Raw genomic sequence first — 641 nt, forward strand, 5'->3', positions numbered from 1 at the left:
CCGCCACGTGCCCGGCGGGTGCGATCGCTCCGGGTGACAGCGTGACCTGCACCGCCGACTACACGGCCACACAGGCCGACTTGGATGCCGGAAGCATCAGCAACACCGCAACGGCGACCGCGACGGCTCCCGCACACGCGGTGAACCCGGTGTCCAACGCCTCGACCGCTGTCGTCTCGGCAACGGCCGGCCCCAGCCTGACCCTCGTGAAGTCGTCCACGCTCGACGGGTCCGCCACAGCGGGCGATACCGTCACCTACGCATTTCAGGTGTCCAACACGGGCAATGTGACCGTCCACGGCATCACGGTCGACGACACCGCGTTCTCCGGCACCGGAACGCTCAGTGCCATCGACTGCCCGAACACGACGGTCGCACCCGGAGCCGACGTCACCTGCCGCGCGCGCTACACGCTCACCCAGGCCGACGTCGACGCCGGAGAGCTGACCAACAGTGCCACGGCCACAGGGACGACCCCCGGCGGAGACCCGGTCACGGCCGCCCGATCCGACAACACCCTGCCGCTGCCCGCTGCGCCCAAGCTCTCCCTGGTGAAGTCGGCCGCACCCGCTGCACCCGCCGACTTCGCCGTCGGTGAGCAGATCACCTACTCCTTCGCCGTGACGAACGCCCGCAATGTG

Annotated in this window: 1 protein-coding gene; it reads left to right on the plus strand. The window is 69.6% G+C overall.

Annotated elements, in window-relative coordinates; genetic code table 11:
- Positions 1–41: 41 nt before the first annotated feature.
- Positions 42–641, plus strand: a 600-nt coding sequence (locus tag SB719_RS18965; RefSeq protein ID WP_412159579.1) for a hypothetical protein, incomplete at its 3' end; no start/stop codon positions are given.

It is taken from the genome of Pantoea sp. SIMBA_079 (assembly GCF_046940275.1).
Lineage (GTDB): Bacteria > Pseudomonadota > Gammaproteobacteria > Enterobacterales > Enterobacteriaceae > Pantoea > Pantoea borealis.